Annotated in this window: 24 protein-coding genes; 14 read left to right on the forward strand and 10 right to left on the reverse strand. The window is 44.5% G+C overall.

What is annotated here, in order from left to right; translation table 11 throughout:
• Positions 1-8: 8 nt before the first annotated feature.
• Both AAA952_RS06740 and AAA952_RS06745 read left to right on the forward strand, forming a co-directional pair.
• Positions 9-3,389, forward strand: coding sequence for a DUF748 domain-containing protein (locus AAA952_RS06740; RefSeq protein WP_338255508.1), 3,381 nt, complete (start codon positions 9-11; stop codon positions 3,387-3,389).
• Between the two features lie 301 nt (positions 3,390-3,690).
• Positions 3,691-4,047, forward strand: coding sequence for a glutathione S-transferase N-terminal domain-containing protein (locus AAA952_RS06745; RefSeq protein ID WP_028760396.1), 357 nt, complete (start codon positions 3,691-3,693; stop codon positions 4,045-4,047).
• 181 nt (positions 4,048-4,228) lie between these two features.
• On the opposite strand, the gene AAA952_RS06750 is transcribed toward AAA952_RS06745, so the two are convergent.
• Entirely contained in the window at positions 4,229-4,918 is a 690-nt protein-coding gene (locus tag AAA952_RS06750) for an energy-coupling factor ABC transporter permease (RefSeq protein WP_263198175.1), read from the reverse strand.
• A 131-nt stretch (positions 4,919-5,049) separates the two neighbouring features.
• On the opposite strand from AAA952_RS06750, the gene AAA952_RS06755 reads away from it, so the two are divergent.
• Positions 5,050-5,511 carry a hypothetical protein gene (locus AAA952_RS06755; protein ID WP_338255513.1) on the forward strand — a complete coding sequence of 154 codons (462 nt, stop codon included), beginning with the start codon at positions 5,050-5,052 and terminating at the stop codon, positions 5,509-5,511.
• A gap of 137 nt (positions 5,512-5,648) precedes the next feature.
• Here AAA952_RS06755 and AAA952_RS06760 read toward each other — a convergent pair whose 3' ends face one another.
• From AAA952_RS06760 to AAA952_RS06775, 4 genes are read right to left on the reverse strand one after another with little or no spacing between them, the layout of a single operon-like run.
• Complete coding sequence (locus AAA952_RS06760) at positions 5,649-5,828, reverse strand: Trm112 family protein (RefSeq protein ID WP_006081200.1); 180 nt, start codon at positions 5,826-5,828, stop codon at positions 5,649-5,651.
• Between the two features lie 10 nt (positions 5,829-5,838).
• Entirely contained in the window at positions 5,839-6,834 is a 996-nt protein-coding gene (lpxK, locus tag AAA952_RS06765; RefSeq protein ID WP_338255516.1) for a tetraacyldisaccharide 4'-kinase, read from the reverse strand.
• Positions 6,835-8,643 carry a lipid A export permease/ATP-binding protein MsbA gene (msbA, locus tag AAA952_RS06770; RefSeq protein WP_105252892.1) on the reverse strand — a complete coding sequence of 603 codons (1,809 nt, stop codon included), beginning with the start codon at positions 8,641-8,643 and terminating at the stop codon, positions 6,835-6,837.
• Positions 8,644-8,675: 32 nt separating this feature from the next.
• A complete protein-coding gene (locus AAA952_RS06775; RefSeq protein ID WP_338255519.1) occupies positions 8,676-10,994 on the reverse strand; it encodes a DNA internalization-related competence protein ComEC/Rec2 in 2,319 nt (772 codons plus the stop codon).
• Between the two features lie 32 nt (positions 10,995-11,026).
• Between AAA952_RS06775 and AAA952_RS06780 the strand changes: the two genes are divergently transcribed.
• The 6 genes from AAA952_RS06780 to AAA952_RS06805 all read left to right on the forward strand — a co-directional run bounded on the left by AAA952_RS06780 (position 11,027) and on the right by AAA952_RS06805 (position 14,173).
• Positions 11,027-11,536 carry a DUF2062 domain-containing protein gene (locus tag AAA952_RS06780; protein WP_028760402.1) on the forward strand — a complete coding sequence of 170 codons (510 nt, stop codon included), beginning with the start codon at positions 11,027-11,029 and terminating at the stop codon, positions 11,534-11,536.
• 258 nt (positions 11,537-11,794) lie between these two features.
• Positions 11,795-12,199, forward strand: coding sequence for a phosphate-starvation-inducible protein PsiE (locus AAA952_RS06785; protein WP_028760403.1), 405 nt, complete (start codon positions 11,795-11,797; stop codon positions 12,197-12,199).
• Positions 12,200-12,357: 158 nt separating this feature from the next.
• A complete protein-coding gene (locus AAA952_RS06790; RefSeq protein ID WP_338255522.1) occupies positions 12,358-12,660 on the forward strand; it encodes a PilZ domain-containing protein in 303 nt (100 codons plus the stop codon).
• A gap of 76 nt (positions 12,661-12,736) precedes the next feature.
• Positions 12,737-13,405: an AAA family ATPase gene (locus AAA952_RS06795; RefSeq protein WP_028760405.1), complete on the forward strand. Its 669-nt coding sequence runs from the start codon at positions 12,737-12,739 to the stop codon at positions 13,403-13,405.
• Complete coding sequence (locus tag AAA952_RS06800) at positions 13,392-13,736, forward strand: replication protein RepA (protein ID WP_338255524.1); 345 nt, start codon at positions 13,392-13,394, stop codon at positions 13,734-13,736. The genes AAA952_RS06795 and AAA952_RS06800 overlap by 14 nt, the downstream gene beginning before the upstream one ends.
• Positions 13,737-13,975: 239 nt before the next feature.
• Complete coding sequence (locus tag AAA952_RS06805; protein WP_113938982.1) at positions 13,976-14,173, forward strand: hypothetical protein; 198 nt, start codon at positions 13,976-13,978, stop codon at positions 14,171-14,173.
• Here the strand turns inward: AAA952_RS06805 and AAA952_RS06810 are convergent.
• Positions 14,100-14,342 (reverse strand): YecH family metal-binding protein, encoded by a 243-nt coding sequence (locus AAA952_RS06810; RefSeq protein ID WP_028760407.1) that lies wholly within the window; start codon positions 14,340-14,342, stop codon positions 14,100-14,102. The two genes, AAA952_RS06805 and AAA952_RS06810, sit on opposite strands and share 74 nt — an antisense overlap.
• Before the next feature lie 128 nt (positions 14,343-14,470).
• On the opposite strand from AAA952_RS06810, the gene AAA952_RS06815 reads away from it, so the two are divergent.
• From AAA952_RS06815 to AAA952_RS06835, 5 genes are all read left to right on the forward strand, one after another.
• Positions 14,471-16,168 (forward strand): sensor histidine kinase, encoded by a 1,698-nt coding sequence (locus AAA952_RS06815; protein WP_028760408.1) that lies wholly within the window; start codon positions 14,471-14,473, stop codon positions 16,166-16,168.
• Positions 16,165-16,875 carry a two-component system response regulator BtsR gene (gene btsR / locus AAA952_RS06820; protein WP_028760409.1) on the forward strand — a complete coding sequence of 237 codons (711 nt, stop codon included), beginning with the start codon at positions 16,165-16,167 and terminating at the stop codon, positions 16,873-16,875. Before AAA952_RS06815 ends, btsR begins: the two co-directional genes overlap by 4 nt.
• Positions 16,876-17,074: 199 nt before the next feature.
• A complete protein-coding gene (locus AAA952_RS06825; protein ID WP_219252149.1) occupies positions 17,075-18,535 on the forward strand; it encodes a carbon starvation CstA family protein in 1,461 nt (486 codons plus the stop codon).
• Between the two features lie 182 nt (positions 18,536-18,717).
• Positions 18,718-19,101: a VF530 family protein gene (locus tag AAA952_RS06830; RefSeq protein ID WP_338255530.1), complete on the forward strand. Its 384-nt coding sequence runs from the start codon at positions 18,718-18,720 to the stop codon at positions 19,099-19,101.
• 251 nt (positions 19,102-19,352) lie between these two features.
• Positions 19,353-19,811, forward strand: a complete 459-nt coding sequence (locus AAA952_RS06835; protein WP_113938817.1) for a FlxA-like family protein — start codon at positions 19,353-19,355, stop codon at positions 19,809-19,811.
• A gap of 55 nt (positions 19,812-19,866) precedes the next feature.
• Here the strand turns inward: AAA952_RS06835 and AAA952_RS06840 are convergent, their stop codons facing one another.
• The 4 genes from AAA952_RS06840 to nrdG all read right to left on the reverse strand — a co-directional run bounded on the left by AAA952_RS06840 (position 19,867) and on the right by nrdG (position 22,692).
• A complete protein-coding gene (locus AAA952_RS06840; protein WP_263144488.1) occupies positions 19,867-20,814 on the reverse strand; it encodes a hypothetical protein in 948 nt (315 codons plus the stop codon).
• 57 nt (positions 20,815-20,871) lie between these two features.
• The gene (ribA, locus tag AAA952_RS06845) at positions 20,872-21,486 is read right to left on the reverse strand and encodes a GTP cyclohydrolase II (protein WP_338255535.1); all 615 of its coding nucleotides are present in this window, start codon (positions 21,484-21,486) and stop codon (positions 20,872-20,874) included.
• A 273-nt stretch (positions 21,487-21,759) separates the two neighbouring features.
• Complete coding sequence (locus AAA952_RS06850) at positions 21,760-22,116, reverse strand: YibL family ribosome-associated protein (protein WP_028760414.1); 357 nt, start codon at positions 22,114-22,116, stop codon at positions 21,760-21,762.
• A gap of 114 nt (positions 22,117-22,230) precedes the next feature.
• Positions 22,231-22,692 (reverse strand): anaerobic ribonucleoside-triphosphate reductase-activating protein, encoded by a 462-nt coding sequence (gene nrdG, locus AAA952_RS06855; RefSeq protein ID WP_105252903.1) that lies wholly within the window; start codon positions 22,690-22,692, stop codon positions 22,231-22,233.
• Positions 22,693-22,770 lie beyond the last annotated feature (78 nt).

Raw genomic sequence — 22,770 nt, forward strand, 5'->3', positions numbered from 1 at the left:
TGATATTAATGCTGACCCAGTTATCGCAATTCAGACACTCTTTTTTTGCCCTCCCAAGATACCTGCGAGTGATTATTTACCTCACAGCAGTCTACCTTAGCTATGTCTGCACATTAGGTTTAATCCTCCCCTATGCGATAACCACGCTGGCACCAGAAAAACTCTCAACTCTGCTCGGTCGTCCCGTCACCCTCGGTGATATACGCATTAACCCTTTTAATTTCAAAGTCGAAATCGACCAACTGGCCATTAAAGAAAAAGACGACAAACCTTTTGCTGGCATTGCACAAGTCCAATTCGAAATACACTTTTGGCGATCTGTTTTTAATCGCGCCGCCGTTATCGAAAACATACACATACAAGCGCCTTTCGCACATATCATTCGCGTGGAGACAAAAGGGAAAGCTGGATTCAACTTCGACGATATTCTGCAGACCTTGAACGAGTATTCATCCGCGAGCACAGAAACAGCCCCCACAGAAGCCAACTCACCCGTTCGTGTCCTGCTCAGCCAATTTGTGTTGGATGCGGGACAATTTAACTTCGATGACAAAATTACCCACGCTCAAGTGAACTACCCCAATATCAATCTAAAACTCAGTTCCCTTGATACTGAATATTTGATGGCGGCATCATCGGCATCGATAACACCAGCTATAAAAGTAAACAAAGTTGATAATACGACACCAAACGCCCAATCAACTTCTGACTCTCCCATTGTGCCTATCAAGCACAATCACTATGCGATACAACTCAGTGATGATCATGCTGGTGAAATCAGTTTGCAGGGGCAATTCCAATTGTTCCCGCTAAAAGTTGCGGGTGACATCCAAGTCGCCAAACTGAAACTGACACCAATATGGCGATTTATCGACGATCAATTTAATCCCGTCCTCACGGATGGCGAGCTCAGTATTAAAACTCAGTATCAAGTGGATCTTGCCGAGAATGGCGAGTTACAAGTCATCAGCAACAATGGCCAGTTTATTGTTGAAAAACTTAACCTTAACGACAAAGATCGCTCAGTGGTCAAACTCCCCATGTTTGCCCTCGACGGCATTTCAGCCAACTTGAAGCAGCAGAAAGTGCATATCAACAAACTCCACAGCGATGGCCTAACAATGAGTGCCATTTTGAACCAAGACGGGCTCGATCTTGTTGGCTTATTCATGCCTAAATCGTTAAGCGCCTCCACAACGACTACGCAGCCAGTTGCTAAACCAACCGATGCTAAATCGCTAGAACGCGTACAAGTTGCGCAAGTCGAAGAAAAACGTCAAATAGCAGAGACTGTCACAGATACAAGCGATAGCGCAGACAAAGCAACGGAAAGTGAATTAGCCGCAACTAACGAGAGTGATAAAACAGAACAAAAGACAGAAGCGACCGTAAATGTCACCACTGATGCTGCTAAAGAAACCGCTGCAGACATCGCTTCAGAGGCAAATCCTCAACAGCCAGTCAAGCAAGCACCTGAGACACCTTCAAAAGACACTTGGTTAGTGCAACTTGATGCGCTCAATATTGAAAACTATGACCTTAATCTATCGGAACAAAAGCTAACGGCAACGCCGCAGCAATGGCGAGTGTATCCGCTTAATTTTTCAACTAAGGTCATAACGAGTACCTTAACCGCTCCGATTGAATATGAGCTACAACTCAGCCTCAATGATCAAGGTACTTTGAGCTCTCAAGGCCAAGTCGATGTGACGGGCGAAACCATAGATGCCAATATCCAACTCGATAAGCTGGCATTAACCCTATTTCAGCCCTATTTAGCGCCCTACGTGAATATCCAGCTCAAGAGCGGTCTATTAAGCTCAGCAGGCAAGCTGACCGCCGATGCTAAAGGCAAAGCCATTTACGGTGGTAGTGTTGAGCTCGATGATTTAGCTATTCATGACAAATTGCGTAATGCTCCACTGGTCAAATGGCAAAAGATGAATATCAATCAACTGGATTTTGACCAACAGAAAAATCAAATCAAAATTGATCACTTAGCCTTTAATCAACCCTACGCCAAAGTGGTGATAGCCAAAGATAGAACCACTAATATCAGCGATCTTGTCGTTGAGGCTCCGGCTACAAATAGCAAGACAACTAAAAACACAACCACAGCCAGTGCTAAGCAAACCGAGCTGCAAACGGCAAGCAAGACAACGCCTGAGTTAAGCCTCGATATTCAAAAAATTAGCTTTAGCCAAGGCTCAGCTTACTTTGCCGATAACTCACTGACACCAAACTTTGCCTCAGGGATTGAGTTACTTGAAGGTAATATCACTCACTTGTCGTCAACGCCAGGGACGAAGGCCTCGGTCGATATCAAAGGTAAAATAGACAAGTATGCGCCTGTAACCCTAAAAGGCGATATTAACCCTTTGCTAGATATGCCATATTTAGATCTCGATTTAGTCTTTAAGAGTGTTGAGTTAACCTCAGTCAATCCTTACTCAGGCACCTATGCGGGTTACTACATAGATAAAGGGCAGCTATCGTTATCGCTGAACTATCAACTCGATAAGAACAAGCTCAAGGGCAGTAACCATCTGGTCATAGACCAACTGAAACTTGGTAAACCCAGTGACAGTGACCTTGCCACTAGCTTACCCATCACGCTCGCGATTGCCCTGCTGCAGGACCGTAACGGCGTGATTGATTTAGGTATGGAGGTCTCAGGCGATTTAGACTCACCCAGCTTTAGTGTCGGCAGCATCATAATGACGGCGATTACCAATGTGATCACTAAAGCCGTCACAGCGCCCTTCACTTTCTTAGCTGGACTCATAGGTTCTGACGAAACCTTAGATAAGATAAGCTTTGCCGCAGGCAAATTCAGCCTAAGTGAAGATGAGCAAAAAAGTTTAGACAAACTCGCTAGCGCCTTACTCGACAGACCTATGCTCAAGCTTAGCGTTGAAGGGGAAGTCGATGCCATCAATGACAGCCAAGCCATTGCTGAGCGCATCATGAAGCGTAAATTGGCTAAATTAGCCAATATTGAATTTAGTGCGTTACCTGATGATTTAAGTCCGAGCCAATTCCCGACCCAAGGGCCGCTTGCCGATGCGCTAGTAAAGCTTTATGAACAAGAAGTTAAAGCCGATCCTGCCCAAATCAAAGACACTGTTATCGCAGAGGCCAAAGACGCGCAGCTTTCCGATGACGAAATCACCACCCGCTGGCATATCGCTTTATATAATCTGTCGGTAAAAGCACAGAATGTTAACGATGGCATGTTGGGTCATTTGGCCCAAGAAAGAGCCAAAGCCGTTAAAGCTTACCTTGTGGACGTGAAAGAAATTGCTCCAGAGCGGATCTTCTTGCTCGAAAGCCGAGTGAGTTTAACCCAGAATGCAGCCCAAGTGAGTCTCACCATTGATGCTCAATAACTCAGCCAATTAACTGCTTTTTATATAAAACTAAGCCCGCTAAAGTTCGACTTTAGCGGGCTTTTACCTTATGGCTAAGCGTCATAACCAATCAAAAAACCATTCTTCTACAATCAAATCATCTATCTGTTAATTCACTCTAAAATGTTGGCCGTGCTTGGTGCCATAGGTTACACTCTGCGGCCTTTATACAACTGAGATCACAGTTTTAAACGGCTGGAGCTCAGACTCGCCACACACTTTCTGTGGCGCCATAACGCACAAATGTTCTTCCACAAAAATTATCATTAAGGTCAATAACATGTTTATCATTCGCTGGATTTTAGGCAGGATTATTCTGTTTTTAAATTTCGTATTTAGCCCTAAGAAGCGCCAACGTCCACTGGCTGAGCAACAAAAAATTGATGCTCAAACTCAAGCATTAGCCCTGTATCAATATCCTGCATGCCCATTTTGTGTAAAAGTCCGCCGTGCAATGCGTCGCCAAGGACTCAACATAGTGACCCACGACGCTAAAAAAGCGCCGCATAAAGATGAACTCATCGCTCAAGGCGGCAAACAGCAAGTGCCTTGTCTGCGGATTGAAGAAAACGGTCAAGTACAGTGGTTATATGAATCAAAAGAAATCATTAACTACTTAGACCAACGCTTCGCCTAAATCACGGCGCAACGGTCAGCGCAAATATACAAATAAGTGCGCCCAGTAAACTTTTCAATCGTCTGTTCAATGGGCACTTACAAAGGGCTTTACGTTGGAATGACGAGGTTTCGGGCGCAGTTCTTTTATTGCGTTGTTTTATCACATTCTTTTATCGCATTTACTTACGCCACTATCGCATTTACTTACGCCACAAATATTCACGGTCAGAATAATCAAATAACCACTGGGGCTGATACACCACCAATAGCGTCACCGCCATGCCATTAAGCAATGCCTCTGGGAATGCCAGCAAAGGGATTAGCATCAGGTAGTCGTCTACTAACACATTCCAATCGTAATCCGCCGCAGACCACAACCACGTCGCCCAACTCAATTGATGAAACACAGTTGAGAGGCCCGCATTGATAAAACCACCGACGAAGATGAATACAAAAATATGCTTAGGAAATAAATGGTAACTGCGACTGTATAGGATAAAACACAGAAACAGCGGCACAGCCATAGCGAACAAACTAAAAGCACCAAAATCAGCGGGCTGCTTTAATACAAAAAGACTAAAAAAAGCACTCGGCAATAGCAACACTAGGGTCGCAAGACGCCAGCCGAACATCAGCATACAAGTGACAATTCCCAGAAAATGCAGATGCAACCCAGTTTGAATACTGGCATTTAACGACCACAGTGCATTGATCCCCACCAACGTCAGCAACAAACGTAATTGGAGATGTTTATCCCGCCGGAGCTGCACTAACTCTTCTTTTGGCCATATGGCGTAGAGCCATAACGCCAAGAACATAAGGCATATACCTTGAGTCAGGCCCATATCCCATTCGATTTGCGCCCATTTATTCGACCAAAACGCCCACATTACTCGCCCATCCTTAATCCATTACACCTATCGGCGCGTACTCACCCTATGAGAATGCCATAAATCCATGAACTTTAGGGCCATATTAAGGTATTCTTCTGTCAGTTAATAACTAAGAGTTAAATTTGATTATGCCGTTTCGATATCTCAGCCTTGCCATCTTAAGTTGTTTCTCGCTCATCGCCTGCAGCAGTGCGCCAATTGACCCGAGTGAACTCGCCGGAAAATTACGGGATAAGTTGACGACAGATATTAAAAGCGATGGCCTTAAACTCTTCAGCTACAAAGCTCGTCTGGTCGATGAAAAGTCGACACTGAATGATACAGACCGCCCTTTTCCACACGAGGCACGCATACGTAATATGCAAGATCCCCGTGAGCAACGTCGCGCGATGCAAGATCTACAGGACTCATTAGAAATTTGGGGGAGACAGGTTGATTTAGGTTTAATCAAAACCCTTGAAATGACGGGTTATTGCCGCGAAGGTTATATTGAATTAAGCCGAATTATCGAGCCCGGTCGAGGAGAAATCCGCGGTGAGTGCCAAGAGGGTGCAACCAATGCTGATAAACAAAAATTTATGAGCTATTAACTAAACTCAAAGTAATGAAGAAACGTGCACAGTTACCAATACAAAAAACTTAAATCGGCTAAAAATAGCTAAAACAATAATCAGCAGAATAAAAAGCAAGCATGCGCGTATGAGACAATACGCGCATTCACATCACACTAGACTGATTCGGTCAGTGGCACAGCACGATTTTCCAATAACACAGGGATACCTTCAGTGATCGGATAAGCAAGTTTATCTGCCTTACAAATCAACTGCTGCGTCGTTTTATCGTACTCAAGTTTTCCCTTACACACAGGGCAAGCCACTATATCTAACAATTTTTTATCGAATGCCATGGAAGTTTCCTTATTTAGCTGCAGCCACTTCACGAAGACGTGCGAGCAGCTGTTCATCAAATTGTGGGGATAGCTTGGCATCGACCGCCAAATACCACCAGTTTTCTTGTGCAAAATCGCGACATTTAACCGCATCTTTTTCTGTCATCAACAGTGGCAAGCCTTGGGCTAAATCACCTAACTGGATTTTATCGTAGGCCTGATGGTCATCAAAACCATGGCAGAAGGCCAGTTGATAGCCTTGTGCGCGCAACGATTCAAAGAAACGCGCTGGATTACCTATGCCTGCCATCGCAACGAGCGGCAGAGACTTATCGAAAGTATATTCACCAGACGTCGCATCACATTTAACAGGCTTCACTGCCGTAGGTGTCAGTTGCATTTCGAACTGCCCTTTTGCCGCTGGGCCACCATTACTGACAATAAAATCGACGGTATCGAGACGCCACGCACCTTCACGCAATGGACCTGCTGGCAATAGCAAGCCATTGCCTAAACCGCGCTGACCATCAATTACCACCAGCTCAATATCGCGTGCCAGAGCATAATGCTGTAGGCCATCGTCACAGATGATGACATCAACACCAAACTCAGCAATAAGCGCATTAGCCGCATCGACCCGTTTAGCACCAACCACCATAGGCACTTGAGTACGCGCCACTATCATGGCAGGTTCATCACCCACCTCTGCCGCACTTGCACCTAAGCAAACCGATTTAACGCCTTGAATATCAACACCGTAACCACGACTGATCACACCGGGGTGAAATCCGTGTTGGCGCAGTAATTCAATCAGATAAATCACAGTTGGCGTCTTACCGCTGCCACCGACGGTAATATTACCGACGACGATGACAGGTACAGGCATTGCAGTTTGTGATTTCATCCCGAGGTGAAACAAAGCGCGGCGCACATAAGTGATAACCGCGAATAAGCCAGATAAAGGTAACAAGAACCATCGCAGTGGATGGCCCTGATACCAGATTTTATTCACTAAGGCCTGCATCTAACTACCAAATTGCATCTGGTATAATTTGGCGTACATGCCATCTAATTCCAATAGTGATTGGTGCGTCCCGCGCTCGACGATACGCCCCTGATCCACCACTAAAATCTGATCGGCACTCTCGATGGTCGATAACCTGTGGGCGATCACTACAGATGTGCGGTTTTGTCTGAGGTTATCTAACCCTTTTTGAATGGCTTTTTCTGACTCAGTATCCAGTGCAGAGGTCGCTTCATCGAGGATCAACACAGGCGCATCACGCAACATAGCGCGCGCAATCGCAATCCGCTGCCTTTGACCACCGGACAATAACACACCATTCTCACCCACTTGGGTATCAAGGCCTTGGGGCAGCTGATCAATAAACTCCATCGCATAGGCCAAGGTCGCAGCTTCAATGATCTGCTCACGAGTCGCCTCACCGGGATAGGCGTAGGCTATGTTGTTGGCAATCGTATCGTTGAATAAGGTCACCTGTTGCGATACCAGTGCCACTTGATTGCGCAGCGATTTTAGCGAGTAATCGTAGATGCTGACGTCATCAAGCAGAATATCGCCGGATTCAAGGCCCGTATAAAAACGGGTCACTAAACTCGCAATAGTCGACTTACCTGAGCCAGAACGTCCAACTAAGGCTAAGGTTTGCCCGGGTTTGACTTCAAAATCGACATTCTCAAGTGCACGACGATCTTGGCTGTCATAGGTAAAACACACATTATCAAAACGTAGATGACCCTTAGCACGCTCAACAGTATAAGTTCCCGTATCGGACTCTGGCAGCGTATCCAGTAATTCAAACACTGTGGTACAAGCGGCAATACCCCGTTGAAATTCGGCATTCACTCGGGTTAAGTTTTTGATGGGTTGTAACATGGCCATCATGGCGCCAAGAATCGTCGCGAAGGTACCCGCGGTAAGATCGGCTTTCATGCTGTCTAAGCTTGCCGCATAAAGTACAAAGGCTAAGGCGAATGAGCCAATAATCATGATCAAAGGCTGACTAATGGCTTGTGCCACAGCTAACTTCATATTTTGATGGCGGTTTTGATCGTTTACTTTAGCAAAACGGGTTGCTTCTGTTTCCTGTCCACCAAAGGCCAATACGTTTTTATGGCCCTTAATCATTTGCTCAGTTGTGGCACTCACGCCGCCCATGGCGGTTTGAATTTGCTTAGAAACCTTACGGAAACGACGACTAACCACCGCAATGACCATGCCCATGATAGGACCAATCACAAGAATACAGAGGGATAGCTTCCAAGAGTTATAGAACATCAGCACCAGCATACCAAACACAGTCACACTATCGCGGACGATGGAAATCAAAGCACTTCCCGATGCTCGAGCGATTTGCTCAGTATCAAAAGTCACTTTTGAGATCAAGTTACCGGTATTTTCCTTATCCATATAACTGACAGGCAGACTCAGATAATGCTCAAACACTTGCTGACGCATGTCCATGATCAAACGTGCACTCATATATGAAATGCCGTAAGTCGAAACAAAGTTGGCAAAACCGCGTAGGGAAAACATAACGATAACCACAAGCGGCGCCATCATAAGAACGTCGTTGTTTGCGTGAAAACCTTCACTGGTTGGCAATGCTATGCCGTTGGTCACCGCAGCAGGGGCGCCGCCGGAGAAACCCTTATCAATAAAGGGGCCGATGAAAGCGATAAAGGCGGCATCGACGAGACCATAAATAATTAATCCCGCAACTGAAAGCATAAACATGCCTTTCATCTGTTTTATATAGCCCAGTAATCGTTTGAAAACTGTCCACATTTCGTCTTTAGGAGATGTTGTCATTGATAACACTAAATTATGGCAAAGTAGGCATTCTACTCTGGATTAATCAAGTCACCAAATCTAAACAGAGAGTTGTACCAAAATGGCGCTAAATCACCACGATAGGTCTTAACCTCTCGCTCAGACTGCTGAAAAATCACACTAATCTGCCCTTCTATACCTGTAGTTAGGCCCATAATCACCCGTTGCTGATACCGTTCAACTACTGTGGATTTGGGAAACCCCCAGCGATTAGCAAAACCAGCAGGAAACAAGACTAACTTGGGGGCAACAGCATCAATAAAGGCTTCAGTTGACGAGGTTTTACTGCCGTGGTGGGGCGCAACGAGCACTTCACTTTGTAACTCATACTCACCACTTAGGGCACGACTTAATAGCGAAGTTTCGATTTGCTTTTCGATATCCCCCGTAAGCAGTAGACTCTGCCTGTCATCATCAATGCGTATAACACAGGAACCATTATTACCCGCTAACGCTTGAGGCGGAGAAAGCAAATTCAAGCTCAGCCCTTGCCATTGAATCTGCTTTGGACGGCAATCTTGGCCGCTAAAGCCAGCCACGTCTGTGATCACTAAAGCCTTAGGGTAAGCCTCAATCAAAACAGGGGCACCACCTGCATGATCGTTATCGCTATGGCTGATAACAATATAATCAATCTCTTGAATGCCTTTGGCTTTTAGGAAAGGCAATATCACCCGTTCCGCATAACTGAAGTCATCACCAAAGGCGGCACCAGTGTCGTAAACCAGCCCTCTACCATTCTTTTCAATAACCACTGCTAAACCTTGGCCTACATCCAGTAAATGCATAGCCCATCGATTATTTTGAACGGGTGACCACAGCGTAATACAGAAAAGCAAAGCGGGAATAAACAGTAAACTCAGCAGGCTTAACCAAGAAGTATAATATTTATTTTTAGGCACATAGCGCCATAACACACCACCGATGAGCGCGGATAACCCCAAGGCTAATATCGTATCTGAAAGCGCTAACCAATGGGCTGGCAATTGCTGGCTTATGCCTAGCAACTGCGCATAGGGTGATAAACTCCAATCACTTAGGCGAAGCAGTCCTAACCAAGAGAACCCAAACGCAGTACCAAACCACCAGCATATAAATCCCGCCATGGCTAATGGGATAACAACAAAACTAAACCATGGCACTGCTAGGATATTCATCCACAAGCTGTGTAAACTCACACCACCAAAGAGTGCTCCTTGCAGTAATCCAAGCCCAAGGCTCAAGCGCCACTGGATGGCCCAAAATTGCAAAAGCCCCGCGCCTACACGCGTCCTTCGAGTCGACACAGCCGTAAACTCTTTGGGCTGGATGACTAAGGTATATAAAATCACCCCTAAAGCACAAAACGACAGCCAAAATCCCGCACTTAAACAAGCAAGCGGGTCGAGTAACAATACGACAAACAATGCAAACAGCAAGCGCTCCCACGCAGTAGAAAATCGCTTTAATAAACTCAGAAGCATTAACAGTAAAATCATCACGAGTGCACGCTGAGTCGACACACCAAAGCCTGCAAGATAAGCATAAAATGCGGCGCCTATACCTGCCGCGACTAACGCAAAAGTCATATTCCGTCGACTCTGATGTGACACAAAACGACTCAATCCAAACAAAAGGCAAGCGTATACCCATGCCGCGACGACGGAGAGGTGCAAACCGGAAATCGCCACTAAATGGCCAGTGCCAGTCTGCCTTAGTGCTTGCCAACGAGCTTGCGAGATCAAATGCTTATCCCCCAAAAGCAAAGCGAGTAAAATGTCACCTTGAGGTAAAGAGGCTAATTCAGGTGTCAATGCGCTTATGAGGTCATTACGCAATGAAGGCGAAACTGCAAGTAACTGCGCCTCAATCACTCGTCCTTTACCGACAACATGTTGACTGATTAATTGTTTTTGTTCGTTGTAGCCGCCTTGATTTAGCACGCTAGCAATGCTCTTAGGTGTCAACGTAAACAGCCAAACCTGACCCACATCGACTTCTGGCGGATCTTTCCACGTGAGTCGCAATTTTGCGTTTGGCCCTAAGATTAAATTTGGTTTAATGAGCGATATATCCAAACTTAGCCAGTCGCTGTTTCGACTAACTAGTGATATGATTTCGCCCCTTACCTGTATAGGTTGTTGTAACACTGGCAAATCCTGCCTAGATAATCCTAAGCAAAAACCAGTTAGCCATGCTACCGCAAAGAGCCCACCTGCACAGACAGGGATTTTTCGGTGTAAGATTAACGCCCCAACAACAAGGTAGGGTATGTAACTGACTGGCGGCAGCGAAGGCCATAACATCGCTGATAATAAGATGGCACTAAAGCCAAACATGAATCGATTCATAGTGAATTAAGTTAAGACAGCAATTTCAGCATATGCCAAAAAAATTAATTAAAAGATTTATGCCTAAGCCTGAAACCTTGCGTGAGCATAAACACTTACGCATGTTCGGACGCTTGTTACATAATCCCAATCTATGGGCACTTAATCGAAAATCCGCCCCAGGCGCATTTGCCGTAGGGTTATTTGTCGCTTGGATCCCAATGCCATTTCAGATGGTTGTTGCAGCGGCTTTTGCCATTCTATTTAACGTTAATATTCCCGTTTCAGTTGCATTAGTATGGATAACCAATCCCTTAACTATGCCAGTGATGTTTTATGGTGCGTATTTACTCGGTGCTAAAATACTCGGCCATGCTCCGCAAGATTTTGCCTTCGAAGCAAGTTGGCAATGGATTGAAGCATCGCTTGCAACCATAGGTCCGGCATTCTTACTCGGTTGTCTCGTGCTAGGAGTGGTTTTTTCCGCTGTCGGTTATTTGCTGATTAATAATCTGTGGAAATATTCAATTATGTTTAAGTGGCAGAAACGCAAGAATAAATAATCTTTTATATTCAAACCGCTTATGTTGGTACAACGATTGAGTCGAGGTAACAGCATAAGCGGATTAACACATTCGCTCTCGCTTCCCTTTTGTTCATCATGTGAATCACCTTCTACAATACAACCACATTAACTCCACTTTGCGCCGAATTTAAGATCGTACATATCTGTGAATTAAATCACACAGCGGCGCCTAGCTTTTCCCTAAAAACAGATTTTTGCTGTTACTATTTATAAAAACATCAAGTAGGGAATATCCATGCCTTTTTATCATCAATATGGTTCTAAAAGCCTTAAAGCCGTTGAACACTTAGTCCTATTTATTATTGCCATTGCCACCGTTGTCGCAATAGGCCAAGAAATTGTGCATATCATCTCTGTACGTATGGTCGCACTGGCCGATTTACTCTTGTTATTTATTTTCTTAGAAGTGTTAGCCATGGTGGCTAACTACTATGAATCCGGTAAGTTACCAGTACGTATGCCGCTTTATATTGCGATTGTCGCCTTGGCCCGTTACCTAATCTTAGATATGAAGAGCATGGAAGACTGGCGTATCGCAGCAATATCATTATCGACGCTAATTTTAGCGGCAACCGTGATTGTGATTCGTTGGGGCCAATTAAAAATGCCTTATCCAAAAAATCAAGAATACGACAATTAATCAAATACCTGAGTTGGTGCTATTGAAACCTAAATCAATGGCACCTGCTGTTCTCGTTTTAAAACTATTATCAAAGACCTAGCTTTCACATTGGTATTCTGCCAAAAAGCAATTATGCTAGTTTTACTGAGATCAATAATTTACGGGGCAATTGAGTTATGGGTGACCATACTACTGGTTTTGAAGAAAAACGCACATCACTGCGAGTCGATATGGAAGCAGAGCGCGTGGTCTTAAATTGGATCGACACTCAAGGCATGAAGCAAACAGATGAAGGTGTGTGTATCGACTTAGCAAGACGCGGCATTTTATTCGATTATAAAAATCCGTTTGCACTCGGGGAACTCATCGAAGTGACCTTTAATCCCGATAGCACACAACAAAATACCGTCAAAGGACAAGTCTGCCGCTGCGCAAAATGCCATGACCAAAGCTACCATATTGCTATGCAACTGCTTTAATTTAACTTAAATTTCGCAGCTTTAATGGCTCTGTTCTACACTCAATGAATTGAACAATTCATTAAGGGGCGTCAGTATGATCTTGCTGGTAGGTGGTGAAAAAGGTGGTAGCGGAAAAAGTTGTCTCGCTCAAAATCTTGCCGTTTATATTAAGCAAAAATTTCAGGCAAACGTCCTCATGGTCGATTGTGATCCCCAACGCACGACTTCAGATTGGATCCAAGCAAGAAATAATGATCCAAGCCTCCCAAGTATTAATTGCATCCAACTTTACGGCAAGATTCGTAATGATTTACTCAGCCTCAATGAGCGTTTTGACTACGTAATTGTAGATTGTGGTGGTCAAGATAACTTAGCCATGCGCGCAGCTATGTCGGTAGCGACTTATGTTGTGATCCCCCTCAGACCCAAAAGACGCGATCTCAAAACATTACCCCACATGGAAGACATGCTAAGTACGTGTAAGATGGTGAATCCTAAAATGATCGCGACTATAGTGCTCACCCAATGTCCAGCGCTTCCCACACAGTTTAAACGCATTTTAGAAGCCAAAGATGTGGTGCAATCCTTTGGACTAAGGGTGCTAAATTCAGTTACATTTTGTCGAAATATTTATGATGACAGTGAAGAAAGAGGCTCTTCAGTCGTCGAAATAGAACCCGATGGGAAAGCAGCTGATGAGATCCGCGCCATAGCGGATGAGTTATTCGCAATGCCACCAGAAAATAGCTATGAGCTTAACTGATCTTAAACGTAAGAAACCTAAGCAAATCATCAAGCCGGTTTCTGTCGATGATTTCATTGAAGATGCCAATAACTACGCCTTAGGTAAGGCGAGTTTATTAGCTGCGCCCACCAAACACACCATAGTTAAGGGCTTAGATAAAAAATCGACTAAGATTTATCGCCACGCGACCTTTACCCTCACTGAAAACAGCATTTCTCAGCTTGATGCCCTATCGAAATCCACCAATATTGCAAAATCTCGATTACTGCGTATTTTGATCAATGAATTTACCCAACTCACCCCCGCACAGCAGGAACAAATTGCAAATAAGCGCCACGATGAAACCTGAGATTCAACAAAACGATTACACGTCTAAGCGGCTAAAAACCAATCAATAAAATACAACAAAATAAAATGAGTACGCTATGGCACTGTGTATTATACCAATAATATTAAATAGTTAGTCAGTTCAGAGCCTCACTGGCATCTCAATCCAAGGCGCATTGATGCAGAAATGGTCATTCCCTTTTAAGTCAATGCAACACCGGAGTGGGATGCCTGTGTGGCTCCCGAAGGCGGCTGATGTTAATGGCATCGCGCTTTATACTGCGTTTAAGGCTTTTGACAGAGCACCGCTATGCCTTCAAGCCTTCGCCTTGTCTAAAGCTAGTTAAATTCCCGCTGAATGAACAGATATTTAATACGATGGGTATTAATGCTCACACTTTCGCCCAGCTACAAGTTGAATACCTTGGGACGTTTCGTAAAACTTACCTTTACCTATGAGTAACTCAATTAATGCTTCGGCACTCAAATCAGTTGCACTACAAGTATGGTATCGAGCCGCCGAGCCAAACTTTTGCTCCATCATGGAAATTAATTCAGGCTTTATAATAGCGGCCCCTTGAGCTACCATCAGCGCCATAACATCATGACCGTGAACAGAATTGGACATATGTCCTCCTAAAGATGCAATATTATTGTTCTTTATATCCTAACGGTTAAATTCGAACCCTGATCTCGCGCACAAACTTTCAAATGGGGACGACTGCGCCGACATCTGTGACGATAATGTGAGCCATTATGTCTTTGATCCTATTACTGACCCAACAGATGTCGCTGTACTTAGTGATCGTTTACTTAGTCAGTAAAACGCCACTGTTTAAACTGTTTGCCGAAACGTCTCCTCGTCTGCCACATAAGATTTTTATGTATCTGATTTTTTCGAGTTTCTGCATCATGGCCACTTATTTTGGTGAGCAAACCTCGGGAGCGATTGCCAACACTCGTGCTATGGGCGCCGTTTTAGGCGGATTATTAGGAGGACCGGTTACTGGTTTTCTGGTGGGGCTGACTGGTGGGCTACACCGCTACAGTATGGGCGGCTTTACTGATATAGCCTGCGCCATCTCCACCACCTTAGAAGGCTTATCCGCAGGGATGATAAGCTTCTACTTAAGACGCGCAGATAAAAGTGAGCTCATCTACAATCCATTACTCGTTTGCCTAGTGACTTTTTATGCTGAAATGATGCAAATGAGCATCATACTTTTGGTCGCACGCCCCTTCGATGATGCATGGGAATTGGTACGTCAAATCGCGCCGCCCATGTTGTTAGTGAACTCCGTGGGAGCGGCACTCTTTATGAGCATGATCCGTGACCAAAAAACCATGTTTGATAAACTCTCATCGAGCTTTTCGACTAAGGCATTAAAAATTGCCGAACGCAGTGTCGGATTACTATCCAAAGGATTTAACGAAGAAAGTAGTAGTCATGTCGCCCAAATCGTCATCGAAGAAACCAATGTGGGTGCAGTGGCCATCACGGACAGGGAAAAACTGTTAGCCTTTATTGGCATAGGCGCCGATCACCATCTCCCAGGTACACCGATTTCGTCCAAAATCACCTTAGAAGCCATCAATCAAAATAAGGTCATGTTCGCCGATGGCGTTGAAACGCCCTATGCATGCTCTATTTCTTCTCATTGCCGTCTAGGGTCAAGTCTAGTGATCCCGCTGCGCAGTGATACCGAAGTCATTGGCACGATTAAACTCTATGAGCCTAAGAATAAACTTTTTTTGAATATCAACCGTACTTTAGGTGAAGGTATTGCCCGCCTGTTATCGAACCAAATTCTTTATGGGCGTTTTGAGCAACAGCAAAATCTACTGACTCAAGCCGAACTTAAATTGCTACAGGCTCAGGTCAATCCGCACTTTTTATTTAATGCACTGAATACCATTAGCGCGATTATCAAACGTGATCCTGATATGTCTAAGCAGCTACTGCAGCAGTTATCGCAATTTTTACGGATCAATTTAAAGCGAACGACAGGCTTAGTGACGCTTGGGGATGAGCTAGATCACATCGCGTCCTATCTCACCATTGAAAAAGCGCGTTTTATTGATAAATTACAAGTCAGTATCGCGATACCTGAATCACTCTACCACTGTAAAGTCCCCGCCTTTACCCTGCAGCCAATTATTGAGAATGCCGTAAAGCACGGCACTTCGCACATGATTGAGCAAGGGCAGATTAAAGTGACTGGCAAGCTCGAAAATGATGTGCTGGAGCTAGAAGTCACAGACAATGCCGGGTTGTATCAGCCCATTGAGGGATCAGAAGGCCTAGGGATGAACTTAGTGCATAAGCGAATTCAAAATATTTTTGGCGAACAATACGGCGTGACAGTGGAGTGCGAGCCCGATCAATTGACTCGTGTCACCATAAGATTGCCCATAGAAAGCCCTGAAACATCAAATATGGATAACCGCACGTGATCACTTGTTTAATTGTCGATGATGAGCTGTTTGCTCGTGAAGAACTAGCTGACCTTTTGGGGCAAGAACACGACATCCAAATCGTCGGTCAATGCGCCAATGCTATTGAGGCATTACAGAGCATAACCAAAGAAAAACCTCAGTTAATCTTTCTTGATATCCAAATGCCACGCATTTCGGGCATGGAACTTATTGCAATGCTCGACCCCGATGACATGCCGAAAATCGTGTTTGTCACCGCCTACGACGAGTTTGCCGTCAAAGCCTTCGACAATCATGCCTTCGATTATTTACTCAAACCCATAGATGCCGACAGACTCAGTAAAACCCTCACTCGTGTGCGTAAAAATCTAACGCCTCAGGCTATGGACTCCATTACCCCAAAGAGTCTTGAACATATTCCCTGCTACAGCGGCAATAAACTCAAAGTCATTGCAATCCAAGATGTGGAATATGTGTTCAGTGACTTAAGCGGCATCCATGTGGCCAGCACGAAAGGCAAAGTCCATACCCAGTTGACCTTGAAAGTGTTCGAAGAAAAAACCCCACTGGTGCGCTGCCATCGGCAGTATTTAATTTCACCTAAGGCGATTGCTGAAATTGAGCTGTTAGATACTGGGGCTGAAGTCACCACTCATTTAGGCGATAAAGTCCCCGTATCACGCCGCTATCTTAAAAGCCTTAAACAGCTATTTGGCTTTCAATAAACACAATCCAAAAGTCATCTTAGCGATGTATTTTTAGCCATAAGATAGCCAACAACACTCACCGTTAACATACAATGGTAACCACTTAAGCTCGCCTATTGCCGCTCACACTGCATTTTCGACCACTCATTGAGATTACAAAGTTTTATATCAACAACTTGTTTACACTCGCCAGAACTCAAATGGGGAGATAACAAAAATGATGTGGTTCCTACTCTGTGTCGGTCTACTGATCGGCGGCTACTTTATCTACGGCGCCTTTGTCGAGAAAGTCTTCGGCATTAACGCTAATCGTCAAACACCCGCTTTCAGTCAAACTGATGGCGTCGACTTTGTGCCTATGTCTAAAGGCAAAGTCTATCTAATTCAATTATTAAACATTGCAGGCGTAGGCCCAATCTTTGGTCCTATCTTAGGTGCACTCTATGGTCCTGCAGCCATGTTGTGGATTGTGGTTGGCTGTATCTTTGCAGGTGCAGTACATGACTACTTCTCCGGTATGTTGTCAGTACGCAATGGCGGTCAATCCGTGCCAAACCTTGCGGGTAAGTATTTAGGAAAGAGTGCCAAACACTTCATGAACGTGTTTGCTATTGTGCTGTTACTGCTCGTCGGTGTGGTATTTATCTCTGCGCCTGCTGGCTTACTTGGCAAGCTTACTGGTTGGGATGTCAGTATCTTCGTTGGTATAATCTTCGTCTATTACCTGATTGCAACTGTGGTACCTGTCGATAAAATTATCGGTCGTCTGTACCCCTTCTTTGGCGCTTTATTGTTCTTCATGTCGTTTGGTTTAGCTTTCGCAATTATGCTATCAAGCGAGCATACCTTACTGCCTAACGTACAAGCGGGCGATTTCTTCCAAAACTTAAATCCGAACGACATGCCACTTTGGCCTGCCCTATTCATCACTATTGCCTGTGGCGCGGTATCGGGTTTCCATGCGACTCAATCACCGTTAATGGCCCGTTGCGTTGAAAACGAGACGAATGGTCGCTTCGTCTTCTTTGGCGCCATGATTGGCGAAGGCATTATCGCATTGCTTTGGTGTGCCATCGCGTTGTCTTACTTTGGCGGAGTAGAAGGGTTAAGTGCGGGCATGTCAGGTAACCCTGCCAACGTCGTCTATGAGGCCTCTACTGGTCTGTTAGGCGCTATTGGTGGCTTTATGGCTATCCTAGGGGTGATTATTCTGCCGATTACCTCAGGCGATACGGCTTTCCGCTCTGCGCGTTTGATTCTGGCTGAATTTTTCAATATGCCACAAATCTCACTACCAAAGCGCTTAGTGTTAGCTCTCCCACTGTTTGTTATCGGCGGCATATTGACCCAAGTGGACTTTGGTGTGATTTGGCGCTACTTCGGTGTAGCAAACCAAGCCACTGCAGTATTAATGCTGTGGACGGCTTCGGCTTACCTGCTACGACATAACAAACTACATTGGATTGCGACAATTCCAGCGATGTTTATGACCACTGTGGTTATCACCTTCCTACTGAACTCGTCAACCTTAGGTGCAGGTTTACCTATGACGGTATCGACCATAGCGGGCATAGTCACAACCTTAGTGATTACAGCACTCTTGATTGTGAAAACCAAAGGTAAAGGCGAAATTGATTTACCGGTTGAAACTGAGCTTAAAGAGACAGTCAAAGACTAGTCAAACAGTCCAAATGACCAAACTAAAACAGGCGCTTTATTGCGCCTGTTTTGATCATACTGCTCCACCAATAAAAGCTATCACAGGTTTGAGCTAGCAAGGAATTCAAGCTTGACTCGATACCATTCCACACTGTATCAGGCATACAAAACTGCTATACTCCCGCCATAGCACATTGCAACATGCATAATATGAATCAATCGAATAACCCGCTCCACGGCATTAAACTGGAAACGATCATCACTTATTTAGTCGAGAAATACGGCTGGGAAGAATTAGGTGAAAGAATTAATATCCGTTGTTTTACCCACGATCCCAGCATCAAATCCAGTTTACGTTTTTTGAGAAAAACAGAGTGGGCGCGGGATAAAGTCGAATATCTTTATTTAAGAGCCAACAAATTACCCTTGCCGCCACCTAAAGCCGAAGCGAGTCAAACCGCTAAGAAGCCTGCGGCAAAAATCACAACTAAAAAAGCGACTCAAACCACGACAGACAAGCCAGCTAAAAGCGAGAAATCCAGCTCAGATGACAAAGTAAATAGCCATATTTGGGGTAATAATTAATCCTCGACCGCTGCTTCCATAAAGTGTAGACAGCCCTAAATAAGGGCTGTATTGTTAGAATGAATCAATAACTCATCGATTTTTCACTAACCCACACCTTTAATTTAATTGTGACTAATAGCGTTTACTAAGAGGCTGTGAGCCATGAAGAAGCACTCTTTTTGGCCGAGCGACAAAAAGTGACTTCAGTTTTCAAATTGATGGCCGATAAAAGTGTAGCATCATCCAAATTTGCATGAATGGAGTGTTGAATGAACATTAATGGAATAAACAGTAACGCAACTGGCTCAGGTTTCACCACCGTATCGGGCGCATATATCGCAGCGACACCAGCCGCAACAAAAACACCAACAGCGAATAGTGAGTCCGCTGGCTCACAAGATACCCAAGACACAGTCTCCATTTCTAATGCGGGCCGCGAGGCTTTATCCAACGACTTTGGGGCCCCTTTGAGAGAAAAAGCATTAGCTAAAAAAAATGAAGCTGAAGTAACTCCAAAAGAAGAACCTAAGACATTAATTGATGAACAAATAGACAAAATAAAAGAAAAAATAAAAGAATTACAAGAAATATTATCCAAGCTCAAGGGAGATGACTCAGAAGCTGCAGATCAGCAACGTAAAATGCTGCAAGAACAAATAATGTTACTTAGTGGCCAAATCGCCACCTTGTTGGATAAAAAGATGCAAGATAGTAAAAAGTCAGATTAACTGAAACAGTATTCTACTAAACTAATACAAGACCAACCGACTATCGTTAACCCACTTAGATGGGAAAGCTGAACATTAAACGCCAAACATTGAGCCCATCGCCACGACGATAACTGAATCCGATGCGATCAACACTCAATAATTCACCGCCTAACGGCTTAGAAAAGGCAAGGGAGAAGCCTGCCTCATAGCTGCCAGAAACAATAGTATCTTGCTCTATCTCGCTGATAAATCTAAGTTCATTGAAATACCAATAGCCTACGGCAAAGATCCTTGGTTGCACCTGCAGATCCCACCATTGCCAGCGTGGTGCTAACCCTAAATCAACACCTGTTTGTAGTACTGCAAATTGATCCGAAAACTTACCATAGTGCTCACTGTACCCAGCAAAGCGTAATCTCGATACCCACACAGCATCCTGCCCTGCTAAGGTAAAGTCATACAAGCTACTGATCCCTGAGGCGATAATAGCAACGTTATCGTTTTTATCGAAATTAGTGCCAAAACCGATATCTAAATACCCTTCCATTCGAGTATTTTCGCTCGCCTGCCAATGATGCTCAAAACCTGGGGTAACTGTCATAGTGCCTATCGACGACGGTAACTCGCCTTCAGTGATATCTTTGGCTAGATAATCAAAAAAGCCAAAGGAGATAGGTAAACGTAACCAAGTTTGGCTACCACTATCTTTCTTCAAATCAAAACTTAACGGAATGCTAACGACGGTGGCATTTTGGTTTGCAGCGCGGTAAACGCCAGTGCCAAGATAACTACCAAAGGCGTAAACAGAATTTGGATTAGTGCTAGTTTCTATCGGATTACTACCATTAGCATTACTATTCGGTGCATGATTGATAGAAAAGCCGGGATCATCCGCTTGAGATGCTGATATGAATGTATTTGTAGCGGAAATACTATCGGCAAAGGTGGTAGGAATAACGCTCAGTAATGCCAAGCACATTAGCGACAAGCTTAATAGCAACCGACTGAAAAAATGGCTCAATTGACTTAAACCTTACTCATTTCTGACTCAATCGGTCGACCCATCATAAATACAAAGTTACTTATTTTCATCCATAAAATGATATTCAGACATCATGTGTCCAAGCTCAGTGGATTTGGTCTTTAAGTACGCCTCATTGTAACGATTCTTACCAACTTGCAGCGGTACGCGCTCAACCACTTCGATGCCAAACTCCTTCATCGCTTTTACTTTGCGAGGGTTATTGGTCATCAAACGCACATGCTTCACCCCTATCTGTTCCAGCATAGGCTTGATCATGTCGTATTTACGCATATCCGCTTCGAAACCGAGTTGCTCGTTGGCTTCAACCGTGTTGGCGCCTTTATCTTGCAGCTCATAGGCGCGAATTTTATTAAGCAAACCAATGCCACGGCCTTCTTGGCGTAAATAGAGGATAAAGCCACTGCCCGTTTCCGCAATATTTTGCATGGCAGCTTGTAACTGAAAACCACAGTCACAACGCAAGCTAAATAAAGCATCGCCGGTTAAACACTCGGAATGAATACGGCCCAACACAGGTTCATCCGCACTGAGCGCACCGAATGTGAGCGCAACATGCTCTTTACCTGATTCGGTATCTTCAAAACCATGCATGGCAAACACGCCCCAAGGAGTGGGTAACTTTGACGTCGCGACATATTTTATCGACATACTTAACCTTAACGACAACTCTCATTCCATGAGACGAATAAGATCCCTAGAAACAAAACGAGGATTAGGCACTTAGCCAACTAAGCGCACTATTCTAAAGTGTTTTCGAACAATCCAGAAATACTTTAGTGTTTTAATCAACTAAACCAAACATGAATGTCTTTTCGATGGGCAGCACGAAGGAATGGATTAAAACGAAGCAATGCATTAAATACAAGGAGCACAAACACGCGATCGTCACTCGATCCCGTGCCAGTGACATCCAATCCCACATTAAAATTTTGCGGGAGCGTATCCAGTAACTTCCGTTAGCCCCATTTCACGGCCGATAGCCGTCATAGGGTGGATTACCACAAGCCCTTTGACAGACTTTTTCAGTTTGCCCATGTCTGCTTGTTCCGCTTTTGTCAAAGCACGATGGAAAGGCAAACCTTTGATATCTGACCCTTGCTTATTCAATAAGCGGGTTTGTTGCCCTTTCACACTGCCGATTTGCTTAGTGACCGCAGCGATTTCGCGTTTGAACTGGGCAATAATGACGTCATCGCCTCTTTGTTCAGCCGCAGCAAGTTTACGACGAAATTTATCTAATTTATCGTTAAGCTGCTGCAGTTCTTGCTTTAAATTCATTCTGTTACCTTAAATTACCTAAGTTAGCCACAGTAAAATCTTAGCCTGATTATGCTAGCGTCTGTGTCAAGGCCTGAGATTATAGCAGCAAGTTACAGATCCTCGTTACCGCTTTTATAACAAACGAATGATCTGATTGCTGCTACCGCGAAACACGAGACTCGGATCGGCAAGACTTTGTTCAAATTTTCCGTCCACCAGCACATCAATATAGGCCAACACGGCGCGCTGTTCATCACTCAACTCATCGAGCACATAACCTGTCCACAGCCAAATATCCTTCCCCTTACACTCAGCCTTGACTCGTTTGACGAGCGTCAAAATGGCACTGAGATTGACAGGCAATAAAGGATCGCCGCCCGAAAGCGATAAACCACGGCGCACAATCCGCTGATCATTGAGATCGGCAATAATCCTATCTTCCATCGTCCTATCAAACACATGCCCAGAACGGGGATCCCACGTGCTTTGGTTGTAACAACCGCGGCACTGGTGCTCACAGCCAGAAACAAACAAGGTCGCACGGGTACCTGGGCCATTGACCACATCGATAGGGAAATATTGATGGTAATTCATTGATGGTCACTCACAGTGCATTTCAACTTTTAACATTGGTATTTACCCCATGGCACCATTGATGCCACGTGATGCCAC

This window comes from Shewanella sp. M-Br (assembly GCF_036245925.1).
GTDB lineage: Bacteria > Pseudomonadota > Gammaproteobacteria > Enterobacterales > Shewanellaceae > Shewanella > Shewanella oncorhynchi.

Coding starts and splice junctions, on each gene's coding strand:
- AAA952_RS06740 (WP_338255508.1), top strand. CDS start 9: ATGCTGACCCAGTTATCGCAATTCAGACACTCTTTTTTTGCCCTCCCA.
- AAA952_RS06745 (WP_028760396.1), top strand. CDS start 3,691: ATGTTTATCATTCGCTGGATTTTAGGCAGGATTATTCTGTTTTTAAAT.
- AAA952_RS06750 (WP_263198175.1), bottom strand. CDS start 4,918: ATGTGGGCGTTTTGGTCGAATAAATGGGCGCAAATCGAATGGGATATG.
- AAA952_RS06755 (WP_338255513.1), top strand. CDS start 5,050: ATGCCGTTTCGATATCTCAGCCTTGCCATCTTAAGTTGTTTCTCGCTC.
- AAA952_RS06760 (WP_006081200.1), bottom strand. CDS start 5,828: ATGGCATTCGATAAAAAATTGTTAGATATAGTGGCTTGCCCTGTGTGT.
- lpxK (WP_338255516.1), bottom strand. CDS start 6,834: ATGCAGGCCTTAGTGAATAAAATCTGGTATCAGGGCCATCCACTGCGA.
- msbA (WP_105252892.1), bottom strand. CDS start 8,643: ATGACAACATCTCCTAAAGACGAAATGTGGACAGTTTTCAAACGATTA.
- AAA952_RS06775 (WP_338255519.1), bottom strand. CDS start 10,994: ATGAATCGATTCATGTTTGGCTTTAGTGCCATCTTATTATCAGCGATG.
- AAA952_RS06780 (WP_028760402.1), top strand. CDS start 11,027: ATGCCAAAAAAATTAATTAAAAGATTTATGCCTAAGCCTGAAACCTTG.
- AAA952_RS06785 (WP_028760403.1), top strand. CDS start 11,795: ATGCCTTTTTATCATCAATATGGTTCTAAAAGCCTTAAAGCCGTTGAA.
- AAA952_RS06790 (WP_338255522.1), top strand. CDS start 12,358: ATGGGTGACCATACTACTGGTTTTGAAGAAAAACGCACATCACTGCGA.
- AAA952_RS06795 (WP_028760405.1), top strand. CDS start 12,737: ATGATCTTGCTGGTAGGTGGTGAAAAAGGTGGTAGCGGAAAAAGTTGT.
- AAA952_RS06800 (WP_338255524.1), top strand. CDS start 13,392: ATGAGCTTAACTGATCTTAAACGTAAGAAACCTAAGCAAATCATCAAG.
- AAA952_RS06805 (WP_113938982.1), top strand. CDS start 13,976: ATGGCATCGCGCTTTATACTGCGTTTAAGGCTTTTGACAGAGCACCGC.
- AAA952_RS06810 (WP_028760407.1), bottom strand. CDS start 14,342: ATGTCCAATTCTGTTCACGGTCATGATGTTATGGCGCTGATGGTAGCT.
- AAA952_RS06815 (WP_028760408.1), top strand. CDS start 14,471: ATGTCTTTGATCCTATTACTGACCCAACAGATGTCGCTGTACTTAGTG.
- AAA952_RS06825 (WP_219252149.1), top strand. CDS start 17,075: ATGATGTGGTTCCTACTCTGTGTCGGTCTACTGATCGGCGGCTACTTT.
- AAA952_RS06830 (WP_338255530.1), top strand. CDS start 18,718: ATGCATAATATGAATCAATCGAATAACCCGCTCCACGGCATTAAACTG.
- AAA952_RS06835 (WP_113938817.1), top strand. CDS start 19,353: ATGAACATTAATGGAATAAACAGTAACGCAACTGGCTCAGGTTTCACC.
- ribA (WP_338255535.1), bottom strand. CDS start 21,486: ATGTCGATAAAATATGTCGCGACGTCAAAGTTACCCACTCCTTGGGGC.
- AAA952_RS06850 (WP_028760414.1), bottom strand. CDS start 22,116: ATGAATTTAAAGCAAGAACTGCAGCAGCTTAACGATAAATTAGATAAA.
- nrdG (WP_105252903.1), bottom strand. CDS start 22,692: ATGAATTACCATCAATATTTCCCTATCGATGTGGTCAATGGCCCAGGT.